We start from the raw sequence: 16,115 nt of genomic DNA, 5'->3' as shown, positions 1-16,115 counted from the left end.
CGTCTGATGTTTGACAGTCAGACGCCTTAAAAGCTTCTAAAGATTAATTATTCACCATAAGTGTCAACTAGACGTTGTTGGTATTCTTCAACCGTTTCTTCACGATAATCTAAGCGTTGTAATTCAGCATCTTCTGCTGTCATTACTTTAATATAGTCATGCCAGAAGTAAGCAGCCACATCTTCACCTGTTAATAATTTAACTGCAACTTCAGCAGCTGTATGTGATTGGTTAAAGTGGTCATTTAAGACAGTCCCTGTAAATTGACCTTCACCTAATAACTCAACTACTTCTGGTAAAGCATCAACCCCAACGATATAAATATCTTCGTTGATGACTCGGCCTGCACCGTTAATCGCTTGAACTGCTCCTAAAGCCATACCGTCGTTGTTAGAGAAAATAACTTCTAAGTCTTCACCATACTGGCTCAAAGCATTGGCAGCAATTTCTTGACCTTTTGCTTGATCCCAGTTACCACGTTGGTGTTCACCTAAAGTTTCTGTTGGGATAGTTTGTTCTAACGTTTCGATAGAATACTGTGTTCTTTGTTCAGCATCTACGTTACCAGCATCCCCCATAATCATTAAGTAGCTAACTTTACCATCGCCGTTTAAATCACCCATGTCATCTAATTCAGCGATCATTTCACCTTGATAGATACCAGATTGACGAGCGTCAACACCGACATAAGTTGTTTTGCCTGGCCATAATTCTAGTGTTGAAGCATTTGGTTCACGGTTAATTAATACAACCGGAATCTCTGCACTTTGAGCACTTAAAATAATTTGGTCAGCTCCTGTTGGGTCTACTAAGTTTGCAATTAATAGGTCTTTACCTTGAGCAATAAAGTTATTTAATTGTTCCGTTTGTGTGGCTTGGTCGTTTTTACCATCTTGGAATTCAAGATTGTAGGTATTGCCATCAGCTTCACCTAATTCAGCAAAATAAACTTCCAATTCGTTTCTGAACAATGTCATAAAGTTATCGTTGTACTGATAAATGGCTACCCCAATGTCATAAGTTTCCCCTTCCGCATGAACGGGTGTTAAGCTGGCAAAAGGTCCCACTGCTAAGACGAATACGAATAGAGCGACCAGATATTTTCTAATTTTTTTCAACATTGAATGCTCTCCTTTATTTTGTAAGTATTATGACTATAAAATAAAACTTTCTAAATCTTGCATTACTAGTAATCGCTTTAAAACTCGACAGAATCAAGTATTATCTGTCATTGATTCTCGTTTTATTGCTTAGTAAAAAAATGGCGCATTTCACACGCCCTTCTCCTTTCATTGCGTCCAAAAAAATAATCAATGCCAACGAACTCTTGATAAATTGCTTTAAAACAACCTCCTTTGACACTTAAATTGCAAACCCTTACATTTGTAATTATATGCTTTTTGAAAATTGAATGTCTATGATATTTCATAACAAATGCATAGCCTTTTGTTTATTATATGATATGATTATAGTAATGAATAGAAAGTGGTGAAAAAATGATTATGAAAAGTTTTTGGAAACACTTAGCCTTGGATAATGGCGAGTTAACTTTGATTGAAGCCGGCTTACAAAAATTTGTTCCTCACCAAATGAATAACTACCGCGTCCGTCATGAGGCTGTCCTCCATGTAGTCTTGGATGGTGCAGGAATTTACAAGGTTAATCATCAGACCTATGAATTAAAAGCGCGTGATGGCTTTATCTTGAAGAAAAATCAACAAGTTTTCTATACCCCTAAAGCCGACCAACCTTGGACGATTGCCTGGATTGGTTTAGGTGGCAAAAATTTGCATCACTATTTGCGCAATACAACACTTGCCAACCAGGATGTCTACAAGTTCGAGGAAGACAGTCTAGCTTGGGTGGAGATGCTTAATTTTATTGCTTTACTCTCTAATAGTGATCCAACCAGTCAACTCGATTATTTACGAGCCTTTAGTCACCTCTATCAACTACTTTTAACGATTAATCATGAGTTTGCGGTCTACCAAACTCGGCAAAATTCTTACACGATTCCCGAAGCAAACCTTGCTGAAAAAATATATGAGTTTATTTACGAAAACTTTCTTACCAACTTATCGATTACACAAATTGCGGATCACTTCGATATCAGTCGTAACTATTTATTCAAACTATGCAAAGAGTATTACGGTCAATCGCCGAAGAATATGATTCAAGAACTTAGGATGAACCAGGCAGTTCAGCTCTTACGTGGCTCAACAATGCAAGTCAAAGAAATCGCCAGCATTGTAGGCTATAAAGATGCTTTCAGTTTTTCAAAAATGTTCTCCAAATATTATCACTATAGTCCCACACAATTTCGTCAATTGAGTGAAGACATTTATGATGAAATGTTATTTACCATCGATGAGACACTGCGTAAAAAATCATTCAAAAAATACTATTAATCAACTCGTGTCGGATGGTATAGTGATTAAGTCGGAATAAAAAAAAGACTGCAGAAAAAGACTGACTGGACGCTTAAAGGTTTCACGATAATACTGACGGTACTATTGTCTAAAAAGGGTCGGTTGGGTCTTTTTTTTGCAGCTTTTAATTAAAATGTTTGGTAAATATTAAGGACGGATATGAACATCAAGACGATCATTAAGGCGTTGTATAGGTTTTCGATGCGTTGGTTAGTGAGTTTTTGGTTAATTAGCGTGCCCATGTAACCCCCGATAATGGCGGCGACTATGATAAATGGCAAGAGACTAAAGTCAAATTCAAACAGTTCGCCGCTCAAGGCCATGCTGCCGAGTTTGGATAGTTGCGAAAAGAAGATGGTCGCAATTGAGTAAACGGCAGCGTTTTTCATGCTGAAGGACATCAGCCACATTAATAAAGACACGTTCAATGGGCCACCTCCGATTCCTAGGAAAACTGAAATCGTACCTAGAAAGACGCCGACACCAACGGCTAATAGCCAATGGTTGACTTGATAGTGCTTGATGCGATGTTTATTGAAGGCGTAAATCAAGATTATCATCAAGGTCGCAAGTAATAAGCTCGCTTGAATGCGTTGAACCATCGCATCACTGAGGGACTGAGTTGCTATCGAAAAGAGGCTTTCTCCTAAATAGCCACCTACTAGTGAACCGGCCGAAACCCCAATGAGAATCGGACCATTAAATTGAAACCCTTTTCTGATTTGCTTGTAAATGGACACTAAGCACATCGTAAAAACAGCGACTGAAGAATAAAAACCGATGACTGTTGGGGTGTCTGCGCCCAATAAGTCAAATAATGGTTTAATAATAACGCCGCCACCTAAGCCGGTCACGGCGCCAATGGTTGTTGCAAGCAAAACAATTACAGTGTAAATAAATGTCAGTGTCATGAAACGCTCCTTTAATAAATTTAATCTTAGTTAATCCTGTCATAAGGGCTCGGGCGAGCACTTGGCTCGGCACTTGAGCGAGCAGTTGGCGCGGCGTAAGTCCGAGCGCTTAATCTGGCTGATTTTATCAAGTCCGCTACCTGTCAAAATCGCCAATCTGCCTTGGCAATACGCTGAATCTTATCTGTGTTGCCCACTTCTTCAGCCTCTTCTTCGATTCTTTCTTCCTGCAATTTCATATAGGCTTCATAGCGGTCCTGAAAAGAAATTTCCTTGAGCAATTGATTGATTGTCCAAGTGTAACCAAAAGGATCGGTGAACTGCGCATGATACATGCCCATAAACTCGCTGGGAGGTTGAATCTCAGTCGCCCCATGATGTCGGGCCTTTGCTAAAGTAGCATCGACATCGTCTACCATCAATTGTAGCCAAATGGAAGCTGTTTCACCTGCTTTCGGCGCAAAACACTCATGGTCAGGATTTTCATCAATTAAACGCAAAGCGACATTGCCAATCAACACATTGACTTCATTTTTCTCACGACGGTTTGGAAATTCAAAAACATCTCCACGCTTAGCCTCTAAAACTTTTTCATAGAAAGTCAGCGCCATTAGAGCATTCGAGACCACAAGATTCAGTGTTAAACGGTTTTGGTTAGGCATCCATTACAACCCCTTTCATTCATAGAATAAGTATAACATATCTGGTTGAAATTCAGAGGGAGTAAACGTGTTCATACCCTACCCTAGTTGCTTTAAACGCACATATAGATTAGAATGATTCTAGTTAACTTAAATCAGAATAAGCATTTCTAGGAGGAAATTAGATGGCACATACACAGCCGATTATTAGCCTGAAACGAGTAGGCTTTCAAATTAATAGCAAATCTATCTTGTCGGATATTACATTGGATATTTATGAAGGTGACAGCATTGCCCTTGTCGGCCCTTCTGGAAGTGGTAAAAGCACCTTATTAAAATTGATTGGAAGTTTACTCTCGCCGACTGAAGGTCGCATTCAATTTAAAGGCGCTGATTTAAGCCAGCAGAATCCAATCGATTACCGTCAAGAAGTCTCTTACTTCTTCCAGAATGCCGTCTTATTTGATGAAACGGTCCGCGATAACTTAGCTTTTCCAGCTGAAATTCGCCAAGAGACCTTCGACGAAAAGCGTGCCATTGAAGGCTTGGAAAAAGTCCGTTTGAATGCCACTTATCTAACAAAAGAAATTCATGAATTGTCTGGTGGCGAAAAGCAGCGAATCGCTTTAGTCCGTAATTTAATGTATATGCCACGTGTTCTCTTATTGGACGAAGTGACAAGTTCACTCGATCAAATCAACCGTGATATTATATTAAATTATGTCCGTCAACTCAACGAAGCGCAAGGCACCACCCTTCTTTGGATAACTCATAACAATGATGATCTCCAATACTTTAATCGTGTGTTAAAAGTTGAAAACGGCCTAATGGAGGAAATTAAATAAAATGACTCAAAACTTAGAAATCAGCAATTTATCCCTAATGCTATCGACTCTTTTAATCATGTTGGCCGTTTCGGTCGACTTCAAAGAGAAAATCGGCCTCAGTAAAGACATTATCATCGCTTCTGTGCGCTCGGTGATTCAATTATTTATTATCGGTTACGTCTTATCGTTCGTGTTTAAAGTGGATAACTTTTGGCTCACGCTTGTCATGGTTGCCTTCATGATATTCAACGCTAGCTACCATGCTCATAAAACAAGTAATGGCATCAAACATTCCTTCCGCACCTCTTTTTTATCTATCGGCATCGGAACAAGCCTAGCTTTAATCATTCTTGTTTTGTCCGGCACGCTCGACTGGGTACCATCACAAATCGTTCCGATTACTGGGATGATTTCCTCAAGCGCCATGACAACCATTGGCGTCATTTATCGTACATTGCTTACACAGTTCAATGACCGTCGCCAACAAATCCAAGAAAAATTAGCCTTGGGAGCCACGAGTAAACAAGCGTCGCATGCCATTTTACGCGACAGTATCCGCATCGGAATGACACCTTCGATTTCAAGCACGAAAACCGTTGGCCTAGTCAGTTTGCCAGGCATGATGTCTGGGTTAATCTTTGCTGGGATCGACCCAACCCACGCAATCCGCTATCAAATCGTTGTGATGTTCACGATGATTTCCGTCGCAACTCTCTCATCTTTTATCGCCAGCTATTTAACTTACCAAACCTTCTACAACGACCAACTACAATTAAAACTTCCGATGACCAAATAGACTAAACGTCATCTAACAAAACAGCCACTACTGTCAGCCCATTAAAAAGGCTAGCATAGTGGCTGTTTCATTGAGTCGTTTTATTAGGGCTTAGCCTCTAATAGTAGCTCATGTGGATGAGTGTTTCTATTTTTTTCAAGTATTTCTTCTGCTGGCAATTCCAAATCAAGATAAGCTTGTTCAAAAGACGGTTCTAAAATAACTGGCATCCGGTCATGAATAAGCGCCATTTGTTGACTCGGTTCGGTCGTTAATATCGCAAAAGTCAAATAACTGCCGCCCTTGCCATCTGAATACCGTTCACAGATTCCAGCCATTGAAAATATAGCTTGATCTTTAACCGCGATACTATACATCGTTTTAGATTGCTCGTCACCAGCATTTGCTACTTGCCACTCATAAAAACAAGTCGCTGGTACAATGCAGCGCTTTTTCATAAAGGGTTCGCGAAACGTCTTCTTTTCCAAGATTGTTTCAATTCGGGCATTAATCAAGGGACGCTTCGCAAAACTTGGCGTCAATCCCCATTGGATATGATAAATTTTCTGATTGGGAAGCAGAATCGGATGATGCCCACTTGGATAAAAAATGTTGGGTGTGTCTTCTTTTTGTTCGGCTTCTTCTATCGCATAATCTAATACAAAGGAATCAATATCAGCAGGATTTAATTGGTAGCGTTCGAGTAATGCTTTCTTTGATGCTAGATAACTATATTGACCACACATGACTGACCGCTTCCTTTCTAGGATAGCTTTAATTGTTTTTGGATTAATAATAAGATAGCTTGTACCGCTTCGTCAGGTGCCTTCTCGCTCAAGTCACTCAGTAGTCTTTCAATCACATGACTATCCGTTTCTTTGCCTAAGTCAGCTTGAATGTGTTTAGCCGACTTGATGATTTTCTTTAACGTTTGCTCCGTCGATCTTTTTAATAAGCTAGCCGCATAGCGTAATTTCTTCGCTTTTTTGCGTGTATCATGGAGTGCTTCATAAGGCATTTCATCGACATGCTTACTTAAATTCTCTAACTTATCTTGTTTCTTCGCGAGACGCTTATCGATATATTGGGGCCAATGTTTGGTCTGGAGTATTTGCTTGTCGGATAACAGAATATCAATCGACTTGAGCATATTGTCAAAGTGTTGGCTATTGGTTTTATTAAAGGTCTTGCGTTGTTCGCGCCGGCGCAAGATGCCCAGATAATTGAACAGTGCTTGGTAATTGTCACTCAAATCCGGTTCCTTTACCGCAAAATCTTGACAAAAAACATGTAGCACATCCAAGTCTCGTAAGGGACTGAGCCCTCGCCCTGCTTCACGCAAATGCGACTGTAATTCTTGATAGAGTGCGGGATCGATGGTTGGCTTAAGGAAATTCAACAGTGCGCGCAGCTTCCGGATATTCGCGCGCAAAACATGAACGTGTTTAGCTTCAAAGGGATTATTCAGATAATCTTGGTAACTGCGTTTGACGGCCTCTGTTTGTTTGCGGACGGCATCGATGGGTTCACTCAAGGTTTCTTTTGTCGTCATAACCACTTTCTCCTCTCACTTTCCTTAATATAAGTATATCAGGTCAAGAAGCAAATCAGAAACCATACGAAAAACAGCCCCTAGAAAAGCGGCCGTTAGTGTGTTTAGGTGATGTCTGTTTGTTTAATCATTAGTTTGGGCGCAAAGTGATGGCATAAGGCCTCCGATAATTCAATTCGGCCTAGCGTCACAGGTAAATTAACGACGAGACACTCTTGTAAGTAATGATTAATCGCAAAATTCTCCGTTAAACTTAAATGCTGTCGCGCATAAGGTTGGAAGTTTGGGGCCTCTTGACCAACTTCCTGTGCCGTTTTCAAATCCATGCCTAATTCATAGGTCGCAATCGCTCGACGTAAACCAGAAGCGGGCGTACTGTTCGAATGTAAATTTAGAGAGTGTAAGAGATTATTGCTGTGGTTGATATACAATAATTCATTATCTTTAAATACCATATAAATACCCGCTGTCGCTTCGGCTTGGCGAGCCATCCATTCACGAGGTCTCACATATTCCAATTGTTGAAAGCCTTGACTCAATAGTTCAAGGGATTCAGCTTGTAATTCTTCCCAAGAAAATTGGGTCGACTGATAGTCTGTCAAATATTTATCGAATGTCCCCTGAGTTTCTTCTAATTCCTTGCGACCAAAATCCGTATAAGACACTTGAATTAATGGTGTTGACATGTTGTTTGAGTCGGATATTTCAGCTTTTAATAAGCGCTTAGCTCGCTTTCGAAGATTGTTTGTTTCGCCAATCAAGGCAACTTTTTCTGGATTGGTCAATCGATAATTGCCGGTTCGTTTTTCTAATCGTTTATGGTCCTTGTACAGTGGACTTACCTCGAGTACTTGCCGCCCAGCTTCTAACCAAGCCTGTGCATCGCTTTGTACCTCATTCCAGCGCATTATATCCCCCTTCTTCCTTGCTTCTCTATTGGAAATTAGTTTATCTTACTCAAGCATCACTTTCAAATATTGCCTATAATCTTAACACCTTTTTTAAATTTCATGCGACTGATCGAAAATTCTAAGACGGTACACGATAGAATAAACCCTCTAACGAAGGGGTTTGATTTTTATAGGAAAGCCGAGTGTTGCTCGTGATGGATATGAGCCAGCAACCTCGCTTTTTTGTTATTTTTTTTGAGCCAGAGGCCTTTTGTCCTTTTGACTAACGGTGGATGAAAAGATGCTTACTTAATCCATCATATCCTATCCACCCAATAAAAAAGACGACCAGACCGGCCGTCTCTAGTATTTTTATAAGAATATGTCGCCGTCCCAATGCCAAGTATCAAGGTAAGCTAAGTCTTCTGCTTCTAATGAAAAGTCAAAAATTTGTGCATTCTCTGTAATACGATCCGCATGAACGGACTTCGTTAATGGAATATAATTTTTCTCAATGCCATAACGTAAAAGAAGTTGGGCGATAGACTTGTTATATTTTTCAGTCATCTTAAGAACTTGTGCATCTTCTTTCATTTGCGAAATAGGTGATAATGGCGACCAAGCTTGAATTGCCATACCAGCTTCGCGACTTAAAGCAACGGTTTCTGCTTGTAAGACTCCTGGGTGTAAGCGCAGTTGGTTGATAACTGGTTTGACACGGCAATGGGGTAATAAGTTTTCTAAATGTTCTACTTTAAAGTTACTTAAACCAATAGAACGGATTTTCCCTGCTTCATGTGCGTCTTCTAGTGCACGCCATGTTTGAATGTTTGACTCACGCCAATCTTCTTCATGACCTGAAACGACTGGCCAGTGAATTAACATTAAGTCTAAATAATCTGTCCCTAAGGCTCTCAATGATTCATCAACTGATTTTAATGTATCTTCGTAAGCATGATTGACGTTGTCGATTTTCGTTGTTAAGAAAATCTCTTCACGAGGCACACCACTTTTACGAATTCCTTCGCCAACAAGCGTTTCGTTACCATACATTTGTGCTGTATCTATGTGACGGTAGCCCGCTTTCAACGCATTGACAACGCCATCGACACACTCACTTGGATCCACATTCTGCCAAGTACCATAACCCAATACTGGGATTTCTTTGCCATTCAATAAAGTTAATTGTTCCATTTAAACTCTCCTATTTACTAAAATTTGTTAATAATATTTTGCCGATATTACGATTTTCTGTCATGTAAGTTTGGGCAGATTCAGCGTCCGCCAAAGCAAATGTCCGGTCGATGATTGGATAAATACTGCCATTATCCAAATAAGGTTTTACGCGAGCTTGAAACTCACTCGTTAATTTGGCCTTATAAGTAGCTGAACGTGGCGTCAATAAAGTACCTGTCAGAGTGACAAATTTCTTCATCAAATCAAACAGCTGAACTTGCGAAATCACAGACCCTCCCAAGGCTCCGATTAAGACCCAGCGCCCACTTTCCGCAATGCTCCTTAGGTTTTTCTGCCAGTAGCTAGCACCAACGAAATCTAAAATCACATCAACACCGCGGTTGTCAGTGGCTTCTAAAACGGCTTGACTGAAGTCTGTTTCCTTATAGTTAATGGCTACATCTGCACCAAGAGCTAGACAGGTATCTAATTTTTCTTGCGAACCAGCTGTCACAATCACACGTGCTCCGACGAGTTGCTTCGCTAATTGGATGGCGGCAGTTCCGACGCCACTTGCCCCTGCATGAATTAAGACTGTTTCACCTTCTTGTAATTTACCATGCCAGAAAAGTGTTTGGTAGGCGGTTAGAAATACTTCAGGTATTGCGGCTGCCTCTTTTAGACTAATCCCTTCAGGAAGCAACATGGCACGATTTGCTGGCATGACCACATATTCTGCATAGCCGCCACCATCAACAAGCCCCATGACATGCTCACCCACACTGATCCCAGCGCTATCGCCAGCCACTTGGACCACCACGCCGGCTACTTCAACACCCAATTCCACTATGTCTTCTGACGTTTCATTGGCACCATCGGCATAGCCCGCCTGACGCTCGCGGGTCATAATATCCGTTCGGTTCACTCCAACTGATACAACCTCAATCAATAGGTCACCCTCCTTTAGAATTGGTGCTTTGACGTCGCGTAATTCTAAGGTCGAGCCTTCTTCCAGACATTTTACTACAATCCCCTTCATTGAAATCCTCCTCGTTTCTACTTTATCTATTATACACGAAGATAAGCTTTATCGCTCGCAGAACCGCTCGGCCCAAATAGGGCTAAACAGTTTGAGGGCATTACAAAAGTAATGACTAAAAGTTAGCCTTGTTGACAAAAATAAGCGTATAATAATGAAGATGAATTAATTTTGCCACAAGATAATTTTTGTGGCTTGACGGCTAATCGTCATATTTGGTGAAAGGGAGTTTTAATATGAATTTACAGGCAGTGGAATTTGATTTTATTGTAAATAATGTGAAGCAAACGAAGGAAGTTTATGAAGCAGTGTTCGGTTTGGAAATTATTGAAGAAACAAATTTCCCCGTCGGCAGCAATGAATTGGTATTTAATTTGGCTGGCACGCGTTTCCATTTATTGGACGCGAATCCCGACTACGGTATGGAAGCACCGGCAGTCGATGAGGATTTTCCTTTCTGGTTTAATGTCAGCACAGAGGATATTCAGGGGCTTTGGCAAAAGGCCATCGCGGCAGGTTGTAGCGAGTTAGTCGAACCAACAAAGTCGGCTGATTCAGGTTCAATGACCGCGATGTTCCGCGATCCAGATGGCTATATTTGGATGCTAAACGACTTTTCCAAAAGCGACATTGACGCTTTTGAAGGCCTGGCAATTGCTTATGTTGTTCAAGACGTGGCCTTGAGCTTAGAAACCTATGCGGCCATCTTCCCGATTGATATCCTGTCGCAAGCGGCTGATCACAGTGAAGCAGTTTTCACCTTGTTCAGTACACGTTTCCAAATATTTGCTGAGAACGAAATCGAAGGCTTGATGGGACCTGGTGAAGGGGAAGGTATGCCTTTTTGGTTCAACTTAGTTGTTCCCGATTTGCACGCCGTTTGGGAAAAAGCGATGGCTTTGGATTGCCAAGCAATTCAAACGCCGATTCATATGGAGCAAATGGGGATCACGAACGCGATGTTTGCTGATTTGGAAGGCTATGTATGGATGCTACATGAAATTCACGAAGTGGTTTCTTTTGAAGACCGTGTAGATTACTTCGAGCAAGAGATGGGCTTGAAAGAAAAAGATTAACTTTTGAAATTTAACATTTAAGTGTGTGCTTGTCCCGTGTGGATCAAGCGCATTCTTGTGTTGGTGAAAGCGCTGACTGTTGTGATCAGTTTATCGTCACGGCCAGGGCCAAAACTGCTACTCGCCGCGACGCCCAGGGCCAAAACTGCTACTCGCCGCGACGCCCAGGGCCAAAACTGCTACTCGCCGTAACGGCCAGGGCCAAAACTGCTACTCGCCGTAACGGCCAGGGCCAAAACTGCTACTCGCCGTAACGGCCAGGGCCAAAACTGCTACTCGCCGCGACGGCCAGGGCCAAAACTGCTACTCGCCGTAACGCCCAGTTTATGGGATTGGATGAGCGTCCTAGGTGCCTCCTCCCAAGCAGACTGTCGCCTTATGAACGTCGCTCATATTTTGTAAAAAGATGGTTTAAGTACTAAAACAACGCAAATGATGAGAAATATGTTAAAATTAGTTTTAGTTTTAGAGGAGGAGTGCGTGTGAATAATTTGAAAAAATCGCCGATTAAGAAAGCGGATTGGTTGGCGATTCCGAATTTATTATCGATTGTGCGGATTCTGTTGATTCCACTTTTTGTTTATGTTTATCTGAATGAGTCTCTTCGCCATAATTATCTGTGGGCGGCTTTTATTGTGATGGTGTCGGGGGCGACGGATTATCTCGATGGTGTAATTGCGCGCAAGTTTGATATGATTACTGACCTTGGGAAGCTGCTGGATCCCTTTGCGGATAAGCTGACGCAATTGGCGATTATCATTTGTCTGGTATTTACTTGGCCGGGAATGGTGATTGTGATTGCAGTCTTTGTCATCAAGGAAATCGCCTTGTTAGTTTGTCAAATTGTCTTGTTTAGAAATGGCAAAGTCATGGATGGCGCTTTGTGGTACGGCAAAGTGTCGACCTTCGTTTTCTATGCATGCGCTTTGATTCTGGTCGCTTTTCCAAATTTGAACCAGACCCTAGCCAACCTGTTAATGAGTCTAACCGCTATCGGTTTGCTGTTGGCATTTATTTTATATACGCGCTGGTTTGTTCGCCAACTGCGAACTAATTCGAGAAAATAAATACACAAGGATTAGCGAGTGCAATTATCTTAGGATAGTTGCTCGCTTTTTTTAATAGGGACTATTCAATTATCCTAAACCGTGTTATGATAAAAAGTAAGCGGATACACCTATAGATTAATAAAGCTCTACGCTAAGCGAGCCCCCAAAAAAATGCTTTGCGTCAGCCAACTATTGTCCGCCTATTTATCTTTTTTTATCCCCTTATCCAAGCAATTGTTAGCCAAAGGCCAAACGATTGCTTGGTTTCATATACCAATAAACAAACACTCGCAAACCATTTGGGCTTGCGAGTGTTTGCCTTTAATTTTCGGGTTCAATGGTGTCAAATCTCAAGTAGGCTGTGAACATTAGGGCTGCTTGAATAATGACGAACATCATATAATCTGGAATCAAAGCCACCGCTAAGCCGTAAAGGCCGGCTGACAATAGAAGTAGTCCTTTCTTTTCCCAGAATAAGCAGGCAAAAGTGGTGGCTGTCGCTAACCAGGTGGCTGCTAGATGGGGCCAGACGATAGCAATTGCAGCGCTATAATTTGTATCGTTCACAATGGCCGGGTTCAAAAACCAATGCCAGATATAATATATGGAGGCGATTAGACCTAATACTAGAGCTGTTTTGACATAAGTGTTTGTTCGCATGATGTTAGTCCCTTTCTATCGTCTCGCTTACTTGTTTGTACTTAGTATAGCGGATGACACTATGAGTGACTAGTCGAAAAACACTAAAAGAACGTCGAGAAACGTTAGTTTCTCAAGTTATTGGAGTTAACGTCTACACGACGCCAGCGTATAAAACTTGAAGTGCTTTATGACCTAATGGTGATTTCATCCCTTTCGCTTTGAATGACGCAGTCTTGGACTTGGCCGATTCGTTTAGGCACTAAGCTCATTTCCATATGATGACATAAAGTCTGAGTGACTTCATCGCCTTCAAAACGTCCAGTATAAGCATGCTATGCATTGGCGGCTTGAGCTGTACCTGTGTGTAAATCACCAGTATTTGAATAATTTAAAGCTGAACGGCTGGCTCTTGATAAGGTCGCCGATAAATAACCATCTGGCGTATACATTAAATAAACAGTCGCTTCTGTACCCAAGAAATAGTAGCGCTCCCTCTCTTTAGTTTCACGTGTATTCTCTAATAGCGTCCAGTCACCAATGACTGTTTCAAGAAATGTTTGAGTAATGAGCCTACTTCATTTCTAAATGTATAATTTTTTCATCTGTTACTTGATTATGCAGAAGCGGTCTTAAAATTTCTGGCTATGGGTTTAGGGCGGGGTGTTATCGCACCTATATTCCCGGGTTGTAGTGGTTTGGAAGCAGTGTAGAGTTATTTTTGAGGCAGATTAAATGCTTTATGTCCTATTTTTCTTTAAGGTGTATGTGTAGTGTCTCTCTTGTGTTTTCCGAAGGAGGATTTTCGATGGCTGTGAAAGTAGCGATTAATGGGTTTGGTCGGATTGGGCGTTTGGTATTAAAGCGGATTTTAGAGACGGATAGTGATCTTGAGGTAGTGGCAATTAATGATTTGACGGATAATAAGGATTTAATTTATTTGTTGAAGTATGATACGGCTCAGGGGCGTTTTCCTTATAATGTCTCTTTGGATGGCGATAAGATGGTAGTTGGGGATTATGCGATTCAGACGTTTGAAGAGAAGGATGCGGCGAATTTACCTTGGGGCGATTTAGATATTGACATTGTACTTGAGTGTACGGGTTTTTATACGTCGAAAGAAAAGTCAGCTGCTCATATTCAAGCAGGCGCTAAGCGGGTGTTAATTTCTGCGCCGGCTAAGGATGATGTGACCAAGACGATTGTGTTTGGTGTCAATGAAGAGTCGATTGCGCAGGATGATACGATTGTATCGGCTGCGTCTTGTACGACCAATGCCTTGGCGCCTTTAGTGTTTTCATTAAACAATCATTTTGGTGTCAAGCGTGCTTTGATGTCGACGATTCATGGTTACACAGCTTCTCAGCGTCTACAGGACTCTCCTGGTGGGCGTAAGAATCGTGCCGCTGCTCAAAATGCGATTCCATACACGACCGGGGCCGCTAAGGCAATTGGTAAGGTAATTCCTGAGTTGAATGGGAAGATTGATGGCAGTGCGATTCGTATTCCGGTTGTGACAGGTTCGATGGTAGAATTGTACACTGTCCTAGAACGCGATGTCACAATTGATGAGGTCAATGCGGCAATGAAAGCTGATGCGTCGGATTCTTATGTTTACGTGGAAGACGAAATTGTGTCTTCAGATGTGATTGGTTTCCCAGCTGGTTCTTTATTTGATTCGACTCAAACGAAATTGATGGATGCGGATGGCGGTCAACTTGTCAAAACAGTGACTTGGTATGACAATGAATATGGTTTCGTCTCAAATATGGTACGGACTTTAGAGCACTTTGCAAATTTAGCGGCTGAGTAATTGGCTGGTTCTTTGCCGGCGATTTTCTGACTAGTAAGTGAAGCAATTTGAATGCTTTATCACCCCTGGCACAGTTTGTGTCGGGGGTGATTTGTCGAGACGACGTCTCTTGTCTAGTCTTTGTGGCCAGATGATGGAAGGTGGCAGACCGAAGCAAATCTTCCAAACTTCCCCACTCACCTATCACGCTTACCAACCACACAAAGAACATCTTTTCCAAATAGGTCTTCTGACTGATGCACATCACCAATCAGTTGAGGTACACTAAGAAAAAGAGTATTGAAAGGAGTGGCTGTATGAGCCAATGGTGGAAAGATTTGAAGCGCCTGCTGATTTGGGGCGGTGTGATTTTGGGCATCTTGCTGACGATGTTTATCATCAATCAGTTTTGGACGCTCTATCAATTGCTGGCCCAATTGCACCCCATCCTAGCAGCCGTTGTGATTACCGGGCTAGTGCTTGGCCTCGCCTTTATTTGTTACAAGGTGGCGCGTCAATTACTTAGAAATCAACCTTTATTGGAATTACCGCCGAATCCGACAGAAGAAGAATACACGACATACCTGGACAGCTGGCTGGGCATACTAGCGAAAAATCCGCACCTAGACCCCGCCGAGTTTCAAGCTGCGCTAGCAACTAGCGAGCCTGCCCTCGATAATCAAAGCAAGGCCGCCATGGTCAATGAAGGCCTGGCAATTTTAAGGGAGCGTTCTTTACCGCTAATCAAGGAAAATGCGAATGCGATTTTCCTGAGCACCGCCATTTCTCAAAACGGCTCGCTCGATAGTTTTATGGTGCTCTTCACCCTGATGCGGATGGTCTGGCAGTTGGCCATGTTTTACGAGACCCGCCCTTCGCTGATGTCCCTCTTGAAATTGTATCTGCAGGTAGCGAGTGTCGTTTTGATGGCCCGCACCCTGGAGGACACGGATTTAATTGAAGATCAGATGGAGCCGCTGATTGCCTCGATTATTGGCGAAAGTCTGGCCTCGGCCATTCCCGGCATGGTGCCCGTCACAAATCTGATTGTCAGCTCCCTGATGGAAGGCACGGTCAACGCCTTTCTCACCCTGCGTGTCGGCTTAATTGCCCAAAATTATTTAGGCAGCGCCCAGGACCTTGAGAAAAGTAGTCTGCGCCGCAAGACATCGACCCAGGCCCTGCGTTACATGGGCAGCATCATCAAAGCCAACAGCGCGGTCGTATTGAAAACCGTCGGCAATGCCGCCAAGAATGCTAGCTTTGGCAAAGCCAAACGCTGGTTAAAGTTCGATAAAACCACAGGCAAAATATGACAG

General features: G+C 42.1%; 17 protein-coding genes. 7 read left to right on the top strand and 10 right to left on the bottom strand.

Annotation, left to right across the window (positions count from 1 at the left end):
- Positions 1 to 47 precede the first annotated feature (47 nt).
- Positions 48 to 1,121: a galactose ABC transporter substrate-binding protein gene (locus ACTQ5J_RS08025; protein ID WP_441752185.1), complete on the bottom strand. Its 1,074-nt coding sequence runs from the start codon at positions 1,119 to 1,121 to the stop codon at positions 48 to 50.
- Between the two features lie 375 nt (positions 1,122 to 1,496).
- On the opposite strand from ACTQ5J_RS08025, the gene ACTQ5J_RS08020 reads away from it, so the two are divergent.
- Positions 1,497 to 2,408, top strand: a complete 912-nt coding sequence (locus tag ACTQ5J_RS08020) for an AraC family transcriptional regulator (protein WP_441752183.1) — start codon at positions 1,497 to 1,499, stop codon at positions 2,406 to 2,408.
- Between the two features lie 149 nt (positions 2,409 to 2,557).
- On the opposite strand, the gene ACTQ5J_RS08015 is transcribed toward ACTQ5J_RS08020, so the two are convergent.
- Complete coding sequence (locus ACTQ5J_RS08015) at positions 2,558 to 3,340, bottom strand: sulfite exporter TauE/SafE family protein (protein WP_441752181.1); 783 nt, start codon at positions 3,338 to 3,340, stop codon at positions 2,558 to 2,560.
- A gap of 143 nt (positions 3,341 to 3,483) precedes the next feature.
- A complete protein-coding gene (locus ACTQ5J_RS08010; RefSeq protein ID WP_441752179.1) occupies positions 3,484 to 4,002 on the bottom strand; it encodes a VOC family protein in 519 nt (172 codons plus the stop codon).
- 164 nt (positions 4,003 to 4,166) lie between these two features.
- On the opposite strand from ACTQ5J_RS08010, the gene ACTQ5J_RS08005 reads away from it, so the two are divergent.
- Positions 4,167 to 4,826 (top strand): ABC transporter ATP-binding protein, encoded by a 660-nt coding sequence (locus ACTQ5J_RS08005; RefSeq protein ID WP_441752177.1) that lies wholly within the window; start codon positions 4,167 to 4,169, stop codon positions 4,824 to 4,826.
- A 1-nt stretch (position 4,827) separates the two neighbouring features.
- Entirely contained in the window at positions 4,828 to 5,604 is a 777-nt protein-coding gene (locus ACTQ5J_RS08000; RefSeq protein ID WP_441752175.1) for an ABC transporter permease, read from the top strand.
- A gap of 83 nt (positions 5,605 to 5,687) precedes the next feature.
- Here ACTQ5J_RS08000 and ACTQ5J_RS07995 read toward each other — a convergent pair whose 3' ends face one another.
- The 5 genes from ACTQ5J_RS07995 to ACTQ5J_RS07975 form a co-directional block, all read right to left on the bottom strand.
- Positions 5,688 to 6,329, bottom strand: coding sequence for an SOS response-associated peptidase (locus ACTQ5J_RS07995; RefSeq protein WP_441752173.1), 642 nt, complete (start codon positions 6,327 to 6,329; stop codon positions 5,688 to 5,690).
- Positions 6,330 to 6,346: 17 nt separating this feature from the next.
- On the bottom strand, positions 6,347 to 7,135 hold the full coding sequence (locus tag ACTQ5J_RS07990) for a CHAD domain-containing protein (RefSeq protein WP_441752171.1): 789 nt from the start codon (positions 7,133 to 7,135) through the stop codon (positions 6,347 to 6,349).
- Between the two features lie 104 nt (positions 7,136 to 7,239).
- A complete protein-coding gene (locus ACTQ5J_RS07985) occupies positions 7,240 to 8,043 on the bottom strand; it encodes a hypothetical protein (protein WP_441752170.1) in 804 nt (267 codons plus the stop codon).
- A 354-nt stretch (positions 8,044 to 8,397) separates the two neighbouring features.
- Positions 8,398 to 9,219 carry an aldo/keto reductase family protein gene (locus ACTQ5J_RS07980; RefSeq protein WP_441752168.1) on the bottom strand — a complete coding sequence of 274 codons (822 nt, stop codon included), beginning with the start codon at positions 9,217 to 9,219 and terminating at the stop codon, positions 8,398 to 8,400.
- A gap of 10 nt (positions 9,220 to 9,229) precedes the next feature.
- Positions 9,230 to 10,240, bottom strand: coding sequence for an NAD(P)H-quinone oxidoreductase (locus tag ACTQ5J_RS07975; RefSeq protein WP_441752166.1), 1,011 nt, complete (start codon positions 10,238 to 10,240; stop codon positions 9,230 to 9,232).
- A 236-nt stretch (positions 10,241 to 10,476) separates the two neighbouring features.
- Between ACTQ5J_RS07975 and ACTQ5J_RS07970 the strand changes: the two genes are divergently transcribed.
- Both ACTQ5J_RS07970 and ACTQ5J_RS07965 read left to right on the top strand, forming a co-directional pair.
- On the top strand, positions 10,477 to 11,316 hold the full coding sequence (locus ACTQ5J_RS07970) for a VOC family protein (protein WP_441752164.1): 840 nt from the start codon (positions 10,477 to 10,479) through the stop codon (positions 11,314 to 11,316).
- 482 nt (positions 11,317 to 11,798) lie between these two features.
- Positions 11,799 to 12,383, top strand: a complete 585-nt coding sequence (locus ACTQ5J_RS07965; protein ID WP_441752162.1) for a CDP-alcohol phosphatidyltransferase family protein — start codon at positions 11,799 to 11,801, stop codon at positions 12,381 to 12,383.
- A gap of 303 nt (positions 12,384 to 12,686) precedes the next feature.
- On the opposite strand, the gene ACTQ5J_RS07960 is transcribed toward ACTQ5J_RS07965, so the two are convergent.
- Positions 12,687 to 13,025 (bottom strand): hypothetical protein, encoded by a 339-nt coding sequence (locus tag ACTQ5J_RS07960; protein WP_441752160.1) that lies wholly within the window; start codon positions 13,023 to 13,025, stop codon positions 12,687 to 12,689.
- Between the two features lie 314 nt (positions 13,026 to 13,339).
- On the bottom strand, positions 13,340 to 13,546 hold the full coding sequence (locus ACTQ5J_RS07955; protein WP_441752292.1) for a lipocalin-like domain-containing protein: 207 nt from the start codon (positions 13,544 to 13,546) through the stop codon (positions 13,340 to 13,342).
- 266 nt (positions 13,547 to 13,812) lie between these two features.
- Between ACTQ5J_RS07955 and gap the strand changes: the two genes are divergently transcribed.
- Positions 13,813 to 14,817, top strand: coding sequence for a type I glyceraldehyde-3-phosphate dehydrogenase (gene gap / locus ACTQ5J_RS07950; RefSeq protein WP_441752158.1), 1,005 nt, complete (start codon positions 13,813 to 13,815; stop codon positions 14,815 to 14,817).
- A gap of 296 nt (positions 14,818 to 15,113) precedes the next feature.
- Positions 15,114 to 16,112 (top strand): DUF697 domain-containing protein, encoded by a 999-nt coding sequence (locus ACTQ5J_RS07945; protein WP_441752156.1) that lies wholly within the window; start codon positions 15,114 to 15,116, stop codon positions 16,110 to 16,112.
- The last annotated feature ends 3 nt before the right edge of the window (positions 16,113 to 16,115 follow it).

It is taken from the genome of Fundicoccus sp. Sow4_F4 (assembly GCF_052116145.1).
Taxonomy (GTDB): domain Bacteria; phylum Bacillota; class Bacilli; order Lactobacillales; family Aerococcaceae; genus Fundicoccus.
The sequence above is the reverse complement of the archived record's forward strand: the minus strand, read 5'-3'. Positions and strand labels throughout refer to the sequence as shown.

Bases quoted from the DNA above. Each gene is read 5' to 3' on its own strand.
- ACTQ5J_RS08025 (WP_441752185.1), bottom strand. From the start codon at position 1,121: ATGTTGAAAAAAATTAGAAAATATCTGGTCGCTCTATTCGTATTCGTC.
- ACTQ5J_RS08020 (WP_441752183.1), top strand. From the start codon at position 1,497: ATGATTATGAAAAGTTTTTGGAAACACTTAGCCTTGGATAATGGCGAG.
- ACTQ5J_RS08015 (WP_441752181.1), bottom strand. From the start codon at position 3,340: ATGACACTGACATTTATTTACACTGTAATTGTTTTGCTTGCAACAACC.
- ACTQ5J_RS08010 (WP_441752179.1), bottom strand. From the start codon at position 4,002: ATGCCTAACCAAAACCGTTTAACACTGAATCTTGTGGTCTCGAATGCT.
- ACTQ5J_RS08005 (WP_441752177.1), top strand. From the start codon at position 4,167: ATGGCACATACACAGCCGATTATTAGCCTGAAACGAGTAGGCTTTCAA.
- ACTQ5J_RS08000 (WP_441752175.1), top strand. From the start codon at position 4,828: ATGACTCAAAACTTAGAAATCAGCAATTTATCCCTAATGCTATCGACT.
- ACTQ5J_RS07995 (WP_441752173.1), bottom strand. From the start codon at position 6,329: ATGTGTGGTCAATATAGTTATCTAGCATCAAAGAAAGCATTACTCGAA.
- ACTQ5J_RS07990 (WP_441752171.1), bottom strand. From the start codon at position 7,135: ATGACGACAAAAGAAACCTTGAGTGAACCCATCGATGCCGTCCGCAAA.
- ACTQ5J_RS07985 (WP_441752170.1), bottom strand. From the start codon at position 8,043: ATGCGCTGGAATGAGGTACAAAGCGATGCACAGGCTTGGTTAGAAGCT.
- ACTQ5J_RS07980 (WP_441752168.1), bottom strand. From the start codon at position 9,219: ATGGAACAATTAACTTTATTGAATGGCAAAGAAATCCCAGTATTGGGT.
- ACTQ5J_RS07975 (WP_441752166.1), bottom strand. From the start codon at position 10,240: ATGAAGGGGATTGTAGTAAAATGTCTGGAAGAAGGCTCGACCTTAGAA.
- ACTQ5J_RS07970 (WP_441752164.1), top strand. From the start codon at position 10,477: ATGAATTTACAGGCAGTGGAATTTGATTTTATTGTAAATAATGTGAAG.
- ACTQ5J_RS07960 (WP_441752160.1), bottom strand. From the start codon at position 13,025: ATGCGAACAAACACTTATGTCAAAACAGCTCTAGTATTAGGTCTAATC.
- gap (WP_441752158.1), top strand. From the start codon at position 13,813: ATGGCTGTGAAAGTAGCGATTAATGGGTTTGGTCGGATTGGGCGTTTG.
- ACTQ5J_RS07945 (WP_441752156.1), top strand. From the start codon at position 15,114: ATGAGCCAATGGTGGAAAGATTTGAAGCGCCTGCTGATTTGGGGCGGT.